Origin of the sequence: Paenibacillus sp. MABNR03 (genome assembly GCF_050455445.1) — a bacterium.
GTDB lineage: Bacteria > Bacillota > Bacilli > Paenibacillales > Paenibacillaceae > Paenibacillus > Paenibacillus xylanilyticus.
In genome coordinates this window covers 288,826-303,923 of the sequence record NZ_JBCIYR010000004.1, presented here as the reverse complement: position 1 = coordinate 303,923, position 15,098 = coordinate 288,826, and the positions used below count along the sequence as shown (strand labels likewise).

The 15,098-nt window shown below is 50.5% G+C and carries 15 protein-coding genes; 2 read left to right on the top strand and 13 right to left on the bottom strand.

Features of this window, described 5'->3' with window-relative positions; all coding sequences use genetic code 11:
- Positions 1-6: 6 nt before the first annotated feature.
- The 13 genes from AAIH57_RS21135 to AAIH57_RS21075 all read right to left on the bottom strand — a co-directional run bounded on the left by AAIH57_RS21135 (position 7) and on the right by AAIH57_RS21075 (position 12,488).
- On the bottom strand, positions 7-1,317 hold the full coding sequence (locus tag AAIH57_RS21135; protein WP_430022885.1) for a glutathionylspermidine synthase family protein: 1,311 nt from the start codon (positions 1,315-1,317) through the stop codon (positions 7-9).
- Between the two features lie 5 nt (positions 1,318-1,322).
- On the bottom strand, positions 1,323-1,604 hold the full coding sequence (locus AAIH57_RS21130) for a hypothetical protein (RefSeq protein ID WP_175396863.1): 282 nt from the start codon (positions 1,602-1,604) through the stop codon (positions 1,323-1,325).
- Positions 1,604-2,137: a hypothetical protein gene (locus AAIH57_RS21125; RefSeq protein WP_430022884.1), complete on the bottom strand. Its 534-nt coding sequence runs from the start codon at positions 2,135-2,137 to the stop codon at positions 1,604-1,606. Before AAIH57_RS21125 ends, AAIH57_RS21130 begins: the two co-directional genes overlap by 1 nt.
- Positions 2,138-2,319: 182 nt before the next feature.
- Positions 2,320-4,248: a ribosomal protection-like ABC-F family protein gene (gene abc-f / locus AAIH57_RS21120; protein ID WP_175396864.1), complete on the bottom strand. Its 1,929-nt coding sequence runs from the start codon at positions 4,246-4,248 to the stop codon at positions 2,320-2,322.
- Between the two features lie 97 nt (positions 4,249-4,345).
- Positions 4,346-4,507: a hypothetical protein gene (locus AAIH57_RS21115; protein ID WP_175396865.1), complete on the bottom strand. Its 162-nt coding sequence runs from the start codon at positions 4,505-4,507 to the stop codon at positions 4,346-4,348.
- 109 nt (positions 4,508-4,616) lie between these two features.
- Complete coding sequence (locus AAIH57_RS21110; RefSeq protein ID WP_175396866.1) at positions 4,617-4,901, bottom strand: hypothetical protein; 285 nt, start codon at positions 4,899-4,901, stop codon at positions 4,617-4,619.
- A 51-nt stretch (positions 4,902-4,952) separates the two neighbouring features.
- Positions 4,953-5,951: a glycosyltransferase gene (locus AAIH57_RS21105; RefSeq protein WP_430022883.1), complete on the bottom strand. Its 999-nt coding sequence runs from the start codon at positions 5,949-5,951 to the stop codon at positions 4,953-4,955.
- 17 nt (positions 5,952-5,968) lie between these two features.
- Positions 5,969-6,946: a phosphotransferase gene (locus tag AAIH57_RS21100; RefSeq protein ID WP_430022882.1), complete on the bottom strand. Its 978-nt coding sequence runs from the start codon at positions 6,944-6,946 to the stop codon at positions 5,969-5,971.
- A 275-nt stretch (positions 6,947-7,221) separates the two neighbouring features.
- On the bottom strand, positions 7,222-8,163 hold the full coding sequence (locus tag AAIH57_RS21095; RefSeq protein ID WP_430023112.1) for a glycoside hydrolase family 113: 942 nt from the start codon (positions 8,161-8,163) through the stop codon (positions 7,222-7,224).
- A gap of 34 nt (positions 8,164-8,197) precedes the next feature.
- A complete protein-coding gene (locus tag AAIH57_RS21090) occupies positions 8,198-9,235 on the bottom strand; it encodes a glycoside hydrolase family 130 protein (RefSeq protein ID WP_430022881.1) in 1,038 nt (345 codons plus the stop codon).
- A 24-nt stretch (positions 9,236-9,259) separates the two neighbouring features.
- Complete coding sequence (locus AAIH57_RS21085; RefSeq protein ID WP_175396870.1) at positions 9,260-10,099, bottom strand: carbohydrate ABC transporter permease; 840 nt, start codon at positions 10,097-10,099, stop codon at positions 9,260-9,262.
- On the bottom strand, positions 10,096-10,983 hold the full coding sequence (locus tag AAIH57_RS21080; RefSeq protein WP_175396871.1) for a carbohydrate ABC transporter permease: 888 nt from the start codon (positions 10,981-10,983) through the stop codon (positions 10,096-10,098). The genes AAIH57_RS21085 and AAIH57_RS21080 overlap by 4 nt, the downstream gene beginning before the upstream one ends.
- A 191-nt stretch (positions 10,984-11,174) precedes the next feature.
- On the bottom strand, positions 11,175-12,488 hold the full coding sequence (locus AAIH57_RS21075; protein WP_430022880.1) for an ABC transporter substrate-binding protein: 1,314 nt from the start codon (positions 12,486-12,488) through the stop codon (positions 11,175-11,177).
- A 230-nt stretch (positions 12,489-12,718) separates the two neighbouring features.
- Between AAIH57_RS21075 and AAIH57_RS21070 the strand changes: the two genes are divergently transcribed.
- Together AAIH57_RS21070 and AAIH57_RS21065 are read left to right on the top strand one after the other, a co-directional pair.
- Positions 12,719-13,891 (top strand): AGE family epimerase/isomerase, encoded by a 1,173-nt coding sequence (locus tag AAIH57_RS21070; RefSeq protein WP_430023111.1) that lies wholly within the window; start codon positions 12,719-12,721, stop codon positions 13,889-13,891.
- A gap of 2 nt (positions 13,892-13,893) precedes the next feature.
- Entirely contained in the window at positions 13,894-15,078 is a 1,185-nt protein-coding gene (locus AAIH57_RS21065; protein ID WP_413036386.1) for a glycoside hydrolase family 130 protein, read from the top strand.
- The last annotated feature ends 20 nt before the right edge of the window (positions 15,079-15,098 follow it).

Below are 15,098 nucleotides of genomic sequence, written 5' to 3'. Positions count from 1 at the left end.
TCCTCATTATCCATTACGTTCATTGACTGCAGCTGCACAATAATAAGCCATATCTCCGGTCACTTTCTCCCCGATCCGGGGCAGCACACCGGCAAAACGTCCACCGATGACAAACACACCTGTAAGCAGATAGCCGCTATAATCCCCGTCCTCTGTCTGAATCACTGCCTGCTCCATCGGAACAAGCTGCTGATAGACCTTCGGTTGATTGTTATAATAGGCTGCCATTTCTTCATCTTCATCCGGTCCTGCCGTGTTAATCTCCGTTTCCTCACCTAGCAAAAGGGTGCCTCGACCCTCACGGCCCCAATAACTTTTCTCTACATAAGGAGTAGATTCCAGCTCAAAGGGTCCTGCTTCGAAATAGGTGGGCAGCAGATACCGGGAAATCGAATCCAACTCTGCATCGGTAAACAGCCGAAAACCGCAGTACTCTGGAGTCTGTTCATTGCGTTCATAGAGGGACCAGATTGCAGCCATGAAGCCTTTGCTCTGCATCAGGACATGCTGTACGGGGTTCATCAGGCCAAGGCGACCATCCTGTACCAGTTCTAGCAGCGCTGCACCGATGTCCACACCTGTTGTCTCATCCCGATCATCCACAAGGTACTCCAGCGGATAAAGGCGATACAGCAGCTGAATCTGATGTCCATCATGATACAGCGCATCGCCTGGAACAATCTCCAATTCCTCCAGGGGAGCGTAGCGCACCTCATACCCGGCTTCCCGGCAGCGTTCCATCAGGTATTCCGTATTGGTCCGATCCTCCACATGCTCACCAAATGAGGTAAACGTCACAGGGCCTTGCAGTCCTTGCCCGGCATATGCCTCCAGCCACTTACGGAAGCAATTCCGGATACATGCATCCATGTCTGCGGATGGCGCAGTTAATGCAGCATCTTCAGCCATGCCTACCAAAATACGCTCCAGAACGGCCGCTTCGGGTATGCCGGTAGGCGTGTCGGTATTATTTTCGATACACTTGAATCCAGCCTCACCGATAATCCAGTCCTGACGCGTAATGCCACCGGTCACAGTCTCCATTCGTGCTGCCGCAATCAGTCCTGGATGAATACCCAGCTGGTGCTCCAGAAAACTGTCCGGCATATACTGCTGGATAAACCGCATGACTTTGCAGTATATTCCGTCGATCAGCTCGACTGCACGCTGCAGCTCATGTATCTCTTGAGGGGTATACATCGTCAGCGCAGGTACACAATATTGCTTGCCATACATCCGGTGATAGGGGACATGCTGCCCGGCTTCGCCCGCAAACACCTCTTCGTGACGATAGGGCAACGAGTGCATTTGCCTCATAACACTTAGCCTCCCGAACTGCGGAAGAAGCTGCCAAAGCCGCTCGATTTGGACTTTGATTTACTATAGGAGCTGTTCTTGCTGCTGCTGCTGCCGCCGTATGAGCCACCATAATAATAATGGCCGCTGCTGGAGTCATACTCACATCCGGTATCATATTCCGGGTCACACTCGTCGTTGCTGCCACAACCGGACAGCACCGCAGGCACGGCGAGCATCAGGGAAAAGGCAACCAGCTTCGCCCGCGATCCGGGTTTGGCCGTGTTATTCCGCTCTTCTTCTGTCATTACAGGTCTACCTCCTTCATGAAAAACAACACTTTCCTGCGATCCGCATCGAGCACGGAATACACGAATTCATAGGTCGTTCCGCTACGCACCATGTAATGGTCCAGGAGCCGTTCGGCAAGTTCCATCGTGTACGAAGAGGAGTCTGTCAGTTCCAGCTCCTGAAATGCCTTTCCATTCCACAGCATATACTCAGCGCTGTACATGGAGGACATTTTGCACATAGCCAGTGCAGCATCCGCAATCGCTGTACCGTAATCTGCAGGCATCTCGTTGTTGTACGCAGTCACATAGATGGCATGATCCCGAAGATCCTCGCATTCATTGGACAGGTGGGTCCACAGTTTGTTTTTCATCAGGGTTGCATCCACCAGTTTGCGCATGAACAGTTCATCCCGGGTGACGGATACCTGCTCCAGCTGCCCCGTCTCAACCTGCCGATCATCCGACCAGCTTCGATAAGTCAATGCATAATAGATAACGATAACCTCCCTTTTGTGTAGCTCTAAGATGAGCCGCCTCAATTCATACAAACGTATTTAACGCATGAGAAGGAAAAAAGTTACACTATTCTCCATGACATGTAAATAAGAACATTTGGAAATGAGTGGATCGCTAGACGATCGACCATGCTGCTGGTTGCTACCACCATCCAAAATAAAAAAAGCCGGAGACATTCTCCGGCCTTGCAAACAGATTCGAGGTCCGACTATACTCACATCTCTGCCCATTGGGCCAACATCTCATTATATTCACCGGACAGCTGCTCACGCTCGTTCCATACCTGTTCCAGATCAGGGGAATTTGCCAGTAATTCAAGCTGCTGATCCAGCTCCTGAATCTGCGCCTCAAGACGTGCCAGCTTTTGTTCCAGCTGCTCGGCCGACTGCCTTTTCTCCGTACCGCTCTCCGCTTGACGGGAAGCAGGCTGATCCTTTGATTTGACACTTGCCCGAGATGGAGCTGCAGCAGTAACGGTATGCTCTAGAACTGCTGCTCCTGCACGCGCCTGCAGATCAAGCTTTTTCTCCCGATAGTCTTCATAGTCTCCGAGATAAGTGGTCATCTCCCCGTTCTCCAGTTCCCAGACACGTGAAGCGAGGCGATTGACGAAGTAACGATCATGAGAAATGGCAAGCACAGTACCTTCAAAATCCACCAGCGACTCTTCCAGCGCTTCTCTTGAGGCGATATCCAGATGGTTGGTCGGTTCATCGAGCAGCAGCACATTGGGTTTGCGCTGCACCAGCAGAGCCAGCCGCAGACGGGTCCATTCACCGCCGGATAGCTGACCTACCGAGCGAAATACATCTGCGCCGTAGAATAGATATCTGGCGAGAATTCCACGCGCTTCGCCTTCTTCCACACCTGCCTCCAGGCGGAAATACTCAAGCACACTCAGCTTCGGATTGGAAGGCTCCTCCTGTTGGGCCAGATAGCCCACATCCACTCGTGCTCCCCATTCAAGCTGGCCAGCAGTCGGCTGCTCCTCTCCAAGCAGGAGCTTGAACAATGTTGTCTTGCCTGAGCCGTTGCGGCCAATCAGGGCAATTTTGTCCCCATGCTCAAGTAAACCCGAGACACCGCGCAGGATCGGACGTTCTCCATAGGCCTTCTCCACCTGTTCAATCACCGCCACCCGGCGTCCCGTCCGGTCTGTAGGGCGTACATCGAAATCCGCATTGCGCCGCTCGAGCACAGGCCGCTTCACCTGCTCCATCCGCTCCAGTGCTTTGCGCATCGAAGCGGCCCGCCGGAAGAACTTCTCGTTCCCGCCGATGCGTCCCCATTCCTCCAGCTGGCGGATCGTTTCTTTCATTTTCTTCATGACCTTCTGCTGTTCCTTGAACTCTTCGAATTGCTGCAGCAGCCGTTGTTCCTTCACTTTCATGTATTCCGTGTAGCCGCCAGCAGACGTTTGCGCTTCGCCATCCTCCAGCTCCAACGTTCGGGTCACCACGCGGTCCAGAAAATAACGGTCATGGGAGATCAGGACGATTGTGCCCGTATACTCCCGCAGAAATCCTTCCAGCCATTCCACCCGTTCCAGATCAAGGTGGTTGGTCGGCTCATCCAGCAGGAGCAGATCAGGACGCACGATCAGCTGTGAAGCGAGCACAACCCGGGTCTGCTCTCCCCCGGACAGGGAACCGAACCGCCAGCCGTAGTGCGCTTTGGCGATATCCAGACCGTCCGCCACCTGATCAATCCGAGCGTCCATTTCATAACCGCCCTCACGCTCAAACTGCTCCTGGAGTGCGGCATATCTTTTCAACAGACGGCCCAATTGGTCTGGATCTGCTGCATAGTCCGGGTCAGACATCTGCTGCTCCATTTCCTTCATTCGGCTGCGGCACTCCGCTAGCTCCTTAAATCCGAGCCCCAACACGTCCAGTACCGTATGATCATCCAGTCCTTCCGGAACCTGAGCCACATAGCCGATCCGTGTATCTTTCTTGATCATCAATTGCCCTTCGTCCGGCTGGTTCAGCCGGGCCATCAGGCGCATGAGTGTTGTTTTGCCGCTTCCGTTGCGGCCGATCAGGGCGACCTTGTCACCCTCCATGATTTCAAAAGTAATGCCGTCCAGCACCAGATGTGCTCCGTGATATTGTGTCAGTTGTTGCGCGCTAATGATCATCATAATAAGGTTCCTCCTATGATATGGAAGATCCTGACCGCAACACAAAAAGAGCCGCAGAGGTTAGCTCCGCGGCTCTTCAGAATTCAAGCAAAATTGCTTATCGTCCGAATGAGGTCAAGGCAGGCATCTTCTCGCAATGGTTAACTTCCGTATATTCAAAATTGGACAGACTTCTCCCGTTGTAGAAAAAAGTGTGAACAATGCCAGCCATAGCAATCGGCAGCTGGCTAATACGGTTGTTAAGCATCTCGTGATTCACCTGTCTTCACCTCCCTTGTCATAATTATTGTCAATATATCACAGACGAATGCATTCCTGCAACCATCCCATTTGCCCGATTCATCCTTATCGCGAATTAATCGTCCCGGTTAATTCCTTCCCCGTCGACGCAGTACCAACTCCGCGATCACAACCGTAATCAGTGTCAGCATTCCCGCTGTACCCAGAGAAACGCCGAGCAAGGCATACCCGATGCCATTCCAGCCGCCAATATCGATGCTAATCATGACCACAATGGCTCCCCCAAGCAAGGCTGCACATGGCAGTATATATTGTCCCCAGGTCATTCGCCGTCCCTGCATCCGGTAAATAAGCCAAACGATCAATAACTGAACTACCCACATGCCGAGCGTCCACAGAATGAGTACATCCATCAGGTTCTCCTCCGATCTGCTACATGGTCAAATTCCTTCATAACAGCCTTGTCACTTCAACCAATCTGCAAAAAACTTCCGGTACCCCTCCTTCATGATCGTACGCGAGAACGCACCGAACGCATACTCCCGGTTATCTTCCGATACACTTCGCGGTGCCGCCGCAGCCATGTTCACCAGCTCAAACCAGTTATCCTCATTGCCTGCAAAGGCATGTGTGGATCGAATATGACCATAGCACGGATGCTCCGGCTTCACGACCATTTTGCCCATCGCCATCGCTTCTGTCAGAGGCATCGCGAACGTGTCAAATGCTGAACAGCTCCAGTATACCTTGGCCGAGTTCATTAGCATAAATACCTCATCTTGGGTCAACGCAAACTGAAGTTTTACATTGTCCGGAATGCTGTATTTCTTCATGCTCTCCTCGTAACGCCGTCCGCCAAATACCATGTAGACTTCCTTGTCCGGGTTCTGCCGTGCATATTCCAGAACCAGATCCGGGCGGCGATTCGCTTCATCCCGACCGATCCAGAGCACACGGTTATGCACCACCTGACTTGGATCATAGTGGCGGTGTGCCAGCTCTTCATTGAACCCGATCGGAATGACATTCACGTCATGTACACCGAAATTGCGGGCCAGCTCTGTTTTTAGAAACTCTGTCTGTACAATGGCTTTATCCACCATCGTATAGAATGGCTTCATCATCTCATACCCCGTCAGTGCCGGGTCAGGGAAGCTATGAGGAAACAATACACTCTTCGGCAAGAACATTTTGAGAAACGTAAAACCGGATACGGTGTAGATGACATGCTCTATATGCTGGCTGTAGATCTGGTCGAGTACGATATCATAATTCACCAGGTCGCCCTTCTCATGTTCATAACCCGGCAGCCAGTCGTACCCGCTTACATGGCGCTCCGGCGAAATGAACACAATATCCACCCCCAGCTCCAGACCAATCTGCTTCAGGCGATCGGCGAATACGCGCGGCCCCTGTGCTTCGGTGAATTGAATTTTACGCATAACGAGTCCTACCTTACGCATGTTCTGCCCCCTCATTTCTATTCCGTGAATAACTGTTTCATGCACTGTTCCAGCGTTGCAGCCGTCTCATTCCACTGATTGCGCAATTGCTCCTCTGGCCATACACAGTCCGGATTCTTCAGATCAGAATCGATCAAACGCAGCATCCAGAGCGAGAATACAATGGCATACGCTTCATACCATCTTTTGAAAGAAACCCTCTTCACCTTTCTAGCGAAGCCCTCCAATCCGTCCAGATATACCTGAACCACTCGATCCCGCAGCTGTGATGTAACATGTCTTGGGAACAGTGGATGAGACAGATCGATTAAATGGTACAAATCCCAGAGCGGCGTATTGAGATGGGCATGTTCCCAATCGATAATGACAAGTCTGCCATTCACATCTGCCATATTGCCGGGATGCAGGTCCCCGTGACACAGAACGAGCGGAAGTTCTGTCTCTGCCGTTTGAATCAGTGTTGTGATCTCATCCCAGCAGGATGCAGACAGCGTCATTCCAAGCTTGGACAGCAAGTCACCCGTTGATTCCTTGGCGCCCAAGAGATCTTCAAGCATGTTCCCAATGGGCGGCTTCTGACCCACACGTGGCAGCTCGTCCCAACGGGGTGCCCAGAGCGTATGCCATTGCGCCATATGCACCGCAGCAGACAGCATCTCAGTTTCCTGCGACTGGTGCACCAGAGGCCCCAGATCCTCGTAAATCAACCAGCTCTGTTCTGGAGCGATTTCTTCGTTAGAAGAGGCGATTAGCTGCGGATAGATGGATGGCAATACGGACAGTACATGCCGGGATATCCACCGTTCACGCCCGTGCTGCCCGAGGTTCGTGAGGGGTTTGAAAATATAACTTTTCCCGGTATGGACCGTGAATCGCTCCACATATTTGCCATTCATCCCCTTGTAGAGCTGCTGCCGGCTGGTTATAAACTGTTCGTTCAATGTCCCTTCAGCCGTAACCCAGTCATGCGCATATTCGTTCATGCCCACCATCATCCATTCGTCCTTCCGTGCCTGCACATTTATATTTTCTATCCATCATACGTTGCTGCTCACAAGCCTGCAAGCTTGGAACAGAGTGCTTCTCGGATTAACCGGCTCACAAAATGAGCATTGAATGAATTCATAAAATTTAAAAAAGCAATCAAAAAAAGACGTACATGGAGATAATCCTGAGATCATCTGCATGTACGTCTTTTTCTTCGTGTTTGCTCACTCTGCGTATTCATTTATATCTCGCGTTTTGTGAATTGCTCCACACCGATAAAAAGTTAAACTTCGACCGCAATACCTTCATAAAAACGACGAATAACTTTCTCTGCTGGTTTACCATAAACGCCGTACCCGTCATCCGTCAGTGCATCCTGCTCCTGATACAGATGCGCGCTCCAGTCCCACAGGCCAAAGCCCCGAACCCACTCCCGCTGGCTGGCATGACGGAACATGGCTTCATAGAACCGCTCCTGTTCCTCTGCATTCACTTCACCTTCTAATCCCCAGTCATTCGGCACCTGCGCCGATCCACTGCGGCTCGGACAACCCGCTTCTGCAAAGAAAAAAGGTTTGCCATAAGGCGCAATCTCCTGTTCAATGCGATCCAGCTGCGCTCCCCAATCCCCGATAGGATAATATCCGCTCGACGAGATCACATCCACGGCATCCCACCATTTCACATGACCTTCCTGATACTTGTCGGTGTTGTAGGATACAAGGCCGGAATAGACTTCGCGCACTCCCGCGATCACCCCGCGCCACTCCTGATCCCGGCGCTCAGACTGCACCATCTCACAGCCAGCGATGAACATTTCGCACTTCTCTTGCTCTGCAATCGCTGCATAGTGCTTCTGATACGCGGTATAGCTGCGGAACCAGTCTTGCCATTTCGGCTCACACGGTACATCGATATCAAAAAAGTTAATATGTGCACGCCATGTGCCATCGGTGCAGTTGACCGTTGGTTTCAGAATGACACGCAGCCCTAGCGTGCGGGCATAACGCATCATGTCCACCAGCTCATCATCCTCCACCATATGCTCACCCCGGTACTTGACCTCTGTCGCCTGCGGATGATCCTGATGGGCCGCCAATGCAAAAATGACATGTGAACTGCCTGTGCGTTCGGCCATCAGGCGCAGGGATTCTCTTGCTTCCGGCTTACGGAAGTCCCCCCTGCCACTCATCCAGCCAAATGTAAATCCTTTGATGTAATCCATTTGCATTGTGCTTTAGAGCCCCTTTCATGTTCAATTAAAGCTTGCCTTCCTCGCGATCTCCGGCGATCACTTCGTCGGTCTCAATGACGTAGTTCACAATTTCTTCAACGGTCGTGTAGGCAACGCCAACATACGTATCGGCAGCACCATAATAGATCGCGATCCGCCCTGTCTCCGCATCATGCAGCGTTGCACATGGGAAGATGACATTATCGACGAACCCTTGCTCCTCATACCATTTCTCTGGTGTCAGCACGAAATTGGAGGAACGATATTTTACTTTGGACGGCTCCTCCAGATCCAAAATGACCGCACCCATGCTGTACACAAATCCGTTGCAGGTACCGGTTACGCCGTGGTAGAACATCAGCCAGCCTTCGGACGTTTCAATCGGAGCAGGACCGCCGCCAATTTTGACCGATTGCCACCAGCCCTCGCCGCCTTTGCTCATGACATGACGGTGTTTGCCCCAATACACAAGATCGGGGCTTTCGCTCAGGAAAATATCCCCGAACGGCGTATGTCCGCTGTCGCTTGGTCTGGACAGCATGACGTAGTTGTCCTTGATTTTGCGCGGGAACAACACGCCATTGCGGTTAAACGGCAGCATCGGATTTTCGAGACGGACAAACGTTTTGAAATCGTCGGTCTTCGCCAGACCCAGTGCTGCGCCATAGAAATCGGTACACCAGATGATGTAATAGGTGTCCTCCACTTTGACCAGACGCGGGTCATACGCATAGTTTGGCATGAAGGGGTCGCCATTCTCATCCACAAAAGCAATGCGCTCCTCCTCAATCGTCCATGATAATCCGTCTTCACTGGAACCCATATGCAGGTGCGGGCGGCCATTAATCGTTTCGGCGCGGAATACGCCGATAAACTTCCCTTCATAAGGAACGACTGCACTGTTGAAAATACGGGCAACCCCCTTGACCGGGTTACGCGGTACAACCGGATTCGCTGAATGTCTCCATACCGGCCCTTCCGTACCCTCCGGTTTATCCTCCCAAGGCATATTCGGTAACGTATCCCCAACAATGTGCACGTTCTTCGTTTCAACAACTGTCATCGATTCATTTCTCCCTTCGTTTTTCTATTTCACGGAGCCTTGCGCGAAGCCGTTGTAGATGTACTTTTGTAGCAGCAGGAAGATGATCATCGTTGGAATGATGGCGATCATGATGCCGGCACTGATGACTTCCCACTGGGATCCGAATGGCCCCTTGAATTTGAACAAGGCCGTGGATATGACCTGTAGATCCGTCTTCGGCATGTAGAGGAACGGCGTGTAGAAGTCGTTGTAGATGTTGACCCCCTTCACGATAATGACTGTTACAATCGCCGGTTTCAGGAGTGGCAGAATGATTCTCCAATAAATGGTGAAGTACGAAGCCCCGTCCAACATCGCTGATTCATCCAGCGCATTGGAGATGGAACCCAGAAACTGTAGGAAAATGTACACCGCAATAATATCCGTACCCAGGTACATGACGATCGCGGCCCAACGGGTGTTGAACAGATCGAGTGCGTTAATGATCTGGAACGTGGCGACCTGTGTCGTCACACTCGGAATCAGGGTAGCAAGCAGGAACGCCGCAACCATGATTTTTTTGCCTTTGAATTTGAATCGATCCAGTACATACGCAATCATGGAACCTGTTAATGTGGCACCCACGATGGAGATGATCAGGATAATAATTGTATTTTTAAAACCGACTAGCATGTTCCCGTCCACAAAAGCCTTCGTGTAGTTCGCAAAATTGAACCAGTTTTCAGGCGGAGCAAGCGGACTGCTTGTCGCGTATTCGGCATTGGTTTTGAGTGACGCAAACAGAACAACAACGATAGGCACAAGCGCAATGAACGCTGCGAGAATGAGTGAAGCATATTTAAATATGCTCGCGAGGGTGTATTTGAATGGTCGCACGTTCATTCCTCCCCTTTCATGGTGACACGCTGAACCAGCGTAACCAGAATAACGATAAACAGCAGGACGACAGCCATGGCTGATGCCAAGCCCAGTTTGCCATACTTGAAGGCCAAGTGAACGGTCTGAATGACAAACGTCTCACTGCCGTTGGAACCATCCGTCATAATATATGGAATATCGAACGCACTGATTGCGCCGCTGATCGCCAAAATCAGATTGAGCTGCAGGATGCGTGTAATGCTTGGCAGGATAATGTGGCGGAATTGCTGCCAGCGATTCGCACCATCGATATCCGAAGCTTCATAGACATCCTTTTGAATGGAAGAGATCGCACCAAGGAAGATGATGAAATTGAAGCCCATGTATCTCCATACCGATGCGCCTGCCAGAGAGACGTTGATAATATCGGGATTACCGAGCCAGAGCTGGGTGTACTGTCCAAGCCCGATCGCTTGCATCAGTGTATCCAGTGTGCCGTCCGGTTTAAAGAAGAACAGGAAGATAAATCCGATCGCTACCCCGTTTAATAAATAAGGGAAAAACAGTATGCCTTTGAAGAAGTTTTTGCCTCGGATTTTGAAACTCAGAATCGTTGCAAAGTATAGGGCCAGGCCCATTTGCACGAAGGTAGCCACAAAATAATACAAACTGACTATAAACACTTTGAAATATTCAGGATCACTGAAAATCCGCGTGTAGTTTTCGAATCCGACATAGTCGAACCTTTTGCTGTAACCATTCCAATCGGTAAAACTGTATTTGAACATGTTAATGACTGGCAAGTAAGCAAACGTGAACAGCAGTGCCAACGGAATGATCGAGAAGGCACAGATGATAAATATGCGCTGCGCTGAGTAACCCCAATTCGAAATTTTTAAGTATTTCATGCTCTCCACACCTCCAAGCGGTTCAACCGCTTTATATCGAAAGACTCCCGCCCAATAAACATTCAGAATTAAAGACAGCCGGAAGAAGGCATTTTGCACCATTCATGCGATACAAAATGCCTGCTGCAAAGGTTAGTTCAGCCATTTTTCCCGGCAGCTTTCATCCTGGCACAATCAGCTCGCACTTCTTGTTATTTCGCGAGTTCTGCCCGTGCTTTCACCCATTTGTCATTCAGATCTTTCATGATGTCATCATACGATTCGCTGCGGTTTCCAATAGCGGCTTCGATAATGCGTTTCTTGAAGTCAGGCTGCCAGAGGCCGATTTCACCCTCGTTATCAATTTTGTCGACCAGCCCTTCCTGCCCTTCCTTCGCAGGTGTAAGCGTGGAGAACTCCACATCTTGGAACTGATCCAGAATCGGCGGCAGTTCAGCACTTTTGTCTGCACTCATGCCTCCGCCTTGTTCTACCGCATAGTTCGACTTCGCCAGGAACCAGTCAATCCAGGCTTTAGCTGCCGGTTTGTTCTCGCTGTTTACATTCATCCCGATGTTGTAGTCTGCAGCGAGTGGAACGACGACATCACTTGCATTTGTAGGGAATGGCAAGAAGCCAATATTATCCGGCGTATCTGTCAGACCTTGAATTTGGGTGATGGCCCATGATCCGAGCGCCATCGTTGCAATTTTGCCGTTAGCCAGATCGGCCTTCGAGCTTTCCCAGTCGGTTGTTGTTGGATCCTTCTCGATCAGGCCGTTTTTCGCTGCATCATACAGCACCTTGTACAGCTCATAATGTGGTTTGCCTGGCACAAAGTTCTCATCCGTGTTCGGTTGGTCAATGTTGACGTAATCCACACTGCCTGCAACGGTTGGCAGATCCGATTCCCATTGCGTCAATGCCCAGCCGGAAGCGTAGTTGGTGTAGAGCGGTATGGCATCGGTATTATCTTTGACTAACTGCAGAGCCGCCTGAAATTGTTCCGGCGTTTTTGGTACATCCGCAATACCAGCGTCTTTGAATACCTGTTTGTTATAGATGATGCCGGAGAAGGTGATGACCGTAGGGATACCATATACCTGACCGTCCACCATCCGTTCTTCAATCCCCGTGTACTTGTCTTTCAGCTCGTCATACGTGCCCAGCGGCTCGAAAAAGTCGGGAATGTCCGCAATCGGTACACTCGTTGGGATCATCAGCACATCACCGTAATCCTTGGTACTCATCCGGATTTTCACTTGACCCTCATAGTCGGCGAGTGCCTGGAAGTTCACTTTGACATCAGGGTACTCCTTGTTGAACTCTGCTGCGTAATCTTTGAATACGGTATCAACAATATCCGTCCGCTGCGTCAGAACGGTAATCTCACCCTTAATATCTGCCGGATCTGTGCTAATCTCCTCTCCAGCCTGTGTGGATTCACCTCCTGATGAACAAGCGGCAAGCAGTGAAGTAATGAGCAGTATGGTAAGCAATAACGTCCAACCTTTATTTTTTCTCATGTGTTTCGGCCCCTTTCTTAAGTTAATTTAAGTTATCGATTAAGTTACAAAATGAATTTTATTATGGTAACGCTTACCTGTCAATTGATTTATTTATAACTTAACAAAAAGTTTTGTGACCAGATGCGTTGACAACGCTTTTTCAGATCACTAATATTGTTCATTAAGGTTACCGATAACTTAATCATGATGATTCTTGTTATGTTGAAGGAGCGCTCACGATGACTCAAATGACTTATATCAAAACCGAAATAAAGGAACATTGGGAAACACAGATCCTCCCCTTCTGGTCCAACCTCAAAGATCCTGTTCACGGCGGATTCTACGGGTGGGTCGGCAACGATCTTCAGGTAGATCCGCTCGCGCCCAAAGGCGGAATTGCCACTGCACGTCAATTATGGTCTTTTGCCGCGGCCTATCGGGTTACGGGAAATGAAGTCTGGCGCGGGCACGCCGAGCACGCCTATCGTTTTCTAGCAGACCATGTGATGGACAAGGAATACGGCGGCATGTACTGGATGGTAGAGGCCACAGGGGAACCACTGGATACGAGTAAACATGTGTACACGCAGTCCTTCGGGGTTTACTCACTCAGTGAGTACTATCGTGCAACCGGGGATGCTTCTGCGCTGGAACTGGCGAAAACGCTTTTTGCTCTAATTGAGGATCGAGGCCTGAATGCAGAATTACCTGCATATAAGGAGCAGTTTGATCGCTTCTGGAATGAACAGCCCAATGAAATGCTGAGCGAAAATGGCGTGATCGCGGATTATACGATGAATACGCATATTCATGTGCTGGAAGCCTACACCACGCTCTATCGCGTGTGGCCGGATCAGCAGGTGAAGACCGCGCTGGAGCGCCTGCTTGGCATTTTGCATGAACGCGTGTATGACAAGGACACCAAGTTTCTCGGCGTATTTTTCAACAATCAGTGGCAGTCCATTATCGATCTGCGCTCATTCGGACACGACATTGAAGCCAGCTGGCTGATCGATGAAACGCTGAAAGTACTGGGACTGGAGCAGCACCCGCAGTATGCCACGATGGTCACGGATATTGCCTATAACATTTCCAATGTGGCCGTACAGCCAGATGGCTCCCTGATGAATGAACAAGAAGGGGATCATGTGGATGAGAAACGGATATGGTGGGTTCAGGCAGAGGCGATGGTCGGCTTCTACAATGCCTATCAGCGTACAGGTGACCCTTTGTTTCTGGAGAGAGTGGAACGCTTGTGGACATATACAAAGGAACATATTATCGATCACCGCGCCGGCGGGGAATGGTACTGGTCGGTGGACGGGGACGGCACACCGGATCAAAGTGAAATCGCCGGACCTTGGAAATGCCCGTATCACAATAGCCGGTTCTGCATTGAACTAATTGAGAGGATGGGATAACGATGATACACCCAAAGTACAATGAATTGTTGGAGAAACAGGAGCAGCTGCTTACACGCCAAAATGAGATCGATCCATCATTTTACAACGGCGTATATGATCGGTATCGTTATCCGGTGATTACACGTCATCATGTACCGCTGCACTGGAGATTTGATCTGGATGAAACAACGAATCCGCATTTTATGGAGCGTCTGGGCATTAACGCTACGTTGAATCCGGGAGCCATCTATTTCAATGGCAAATACGTAATGGTCATCCGCACGGAAGGTTTGGACCGCAAATCCATTTTTGCCCTGGCGGAGAGTGACAATGGCATCGACGGATTCCGCTTCACAGGCAAGCCATTAGTATGGGAAGATATCGATGCAGAAGAAACCAACCAGTATGATATGAGACTTGTTCAGCATGAAGACGGCTGGATCTATGGCATCTACTGCTCTGAGCGTAAAGATCCCGAGGCCCCGGCGTTTGATACATCCAGCGCGGTGGCGCAAGCAGGACTTGTCCGAACACGAGATCTGGTCAGCTGGGAGCGTCTGCCCAACATCACGACCAACTCACCCCAACAACGAAATGTGGTACTGCACCCGGAATTTGTCGATGGCAAGTATGCGTTCTATACACGTCCACAGGACGGATTCATCTCGACAGGCAGCGGCGGCGGAATTGCCTTTGGTCTGTGTGATGATATCCTGAATCCGGTTATTCATGAAGAGACCATTATCGACGAACGAAAATATCATACGGTGTATGAAGTGAAAAATGGACAGGGGCCCGCTCCCCTCAAGACGGAACGGGGCTGGATTCACATTGCCCACGGGGTAAGGAACACCGCAGCTGGTCTGCGTTATGTGTTATACACGTTCGCCACAGATCTGAATGATCCGGCACGTATCATTGCCAAGCCTGGCGGACACTTTATTGCTCCTTACGACGATGAGCGTGTAGGCGATGTGTCCAATGTTATTTTCTGCAATGGGGCGGTGGTCAATGAAAATGGTGAGGTCTTCATTTATTACGCGTCCAGCGATACCCGCTGTCATGTAGCCACAACTACCCTTGATAAACTGGTTGACTATACCTTCAACACACCTGCAGATCCATATCGGTCCCTGGACTGTGCTGTCCAGCGCGGTGACCTGATCGAGCGTAATGAACTGCTCTTGCAGAAGCAATTCGCATGAATTTGTCCGACCAATGGACC

Excerpts from the sequence above, each read along its gene's own strand:
- abc-f (WP_175396864.1), bottom strand. The coding sequence starts at position 4,248 with ATGATGATCATTAGCGCGCAACAACTGACACAATATCACGGAGCACAT.
- AAIH57_RS21135 (WP_430022885.1), bottom strand. The coding sequence starts at position 1,317 with ATGAGGCAAATGCACTCGTTGCCCTATCGTCACGAAGAGGTGTTTGCG.
- AAIH57_RS21065 (WP_413036386.1), top strand. The coding sequence starts at position 13,894 with ATGATACACCCAAAGTACAATGAATTGTTGGAGAAACAGGAGCAGCTG.
- AAIH57_RS21085 (WP_175396870.1), bottom strand. The coding sequence starts at position 10,099 with ATGAACGTGCGACCATTCAAATACACCCTCGCGAGCATATTTAAATAT.
- AAIH57_RS21075 (WP_430022880.1), bottom strand. The coding sequence starts at position 12,488 with ATGAGAAAAAATAAAGGTTGGACGTTATTGCTTACCATACTGCTCATT.
- AAIH57_RS21080 (WP_175396871.1), bottom strand. The coding sequence starts at position 10,983 with ATGAAATACTTAAAAATTTCGAATTGGGGTTACTCAGCGCAGCGCATA.
- AAIH57_RS21110 (WP_175396866.1), bottom strand. The coding sequence starts at position 4,901 with ATGGATGTACTCATTCTGTGGACGCTCGGCATGTGGGTAGTTCAGTTA.
- AAIH57_RS21100 (WP_430022882.1), bottom strand. The coding sequence starts at position 6,946 with ATGATGGTGGGCATGAACGAATATGCGCATGACTGGGTTACGGCTGAA.
- AAIH57_RS21070 (WP_430023111.1), top strand. The coding sequence starts at position 12,719 with ATGACTTATATCAAAACCGAAATAAAGGAACATTGGGAAACACAGATC.
- AAIH57_RS21105 (WP_430022883.1), bottom strand. The coding sequence starts at position 5,951 with ATGCGTAAGGTAGGACTCGTTATGCGTAAAATTCAATTCACCGAAGCA.
- AAIH57_RS21095 (WP_430023112.1), bottom strand. The coding sequence starts at position 8,163 with ATGGATTACATCAAAGGATTTACATTTGGCTGGATGAGTGGCAGGGGG.
- AAIH57_RS21090 (WP_430022881.1), bottom strand. The coding sequence starts at position 9,235 with ATGACAGTTGTTGAAACGAAGAACGTGCACATTGTTGGGGATACGTTA.
- AAIH57_RS21130 (WP_175396863.1), bottom strand. The coding sequence starts at position 1,604 with ATGACAGAAGAAGAGCGGAATAACACGGCCAAACCCGGATCGCGGGCG.